Source organism: Mesorhizobium sp. M8A.F.Ca.ET.208.01.1.1, assembly GCF_004791315.1.
GTDB lineage: Bacteria > Pseudomonadota > Alphaproteobacteria > Rhizobiales > Rhizobiaceae > Mesorhizobium.
On the sequence record NZ_SRUT01000172.1, the window covers coordinates 1 to 341 of the forward strand.

1 pseudogene is annotated in these 341 nt (G+C 65.4%); it reads left to right on the forward strand.

Annotation, left to right across the window (positions count from 1 at the left end):
• Positions 1 to 341 (forward strand): annotated as a pseudogene (locus EN851_RS34785) (hypothetical protein); the annotation flags it as partial.

The window sequence follows — 341 nt, forward strand, 5'->3', positions numbered from 1 at the left end:
TTATGCCGAGGCGCCGGCCACGCTGAAAACCGAGGTCGCCGCAGTGAAGCGACAGACGGCGGGCGCGGGAATGTCGCTGGTTGCCGAGCTGCCGCTCATCGTCAAGCGGGAGCCGAAAAAGGATGGCGCGGCCGCTGACGAGCCTGGAAAGAACGGCGATGGCACGAGCCATGGCAAGCCGGGACGCCTTCGCGCGTATGAGCATTTCGGTTTCGTCGATGGCGTCTCGCAACCGATCGTCAGAGGCACGGCACGCGCCAACAGAGGTGCGGCCCCGATGCATCTGGTGGCGCCTGGCGAGTTCCTGTTCGGCTATCGCGACGAGCATGGCTTCTATCCGG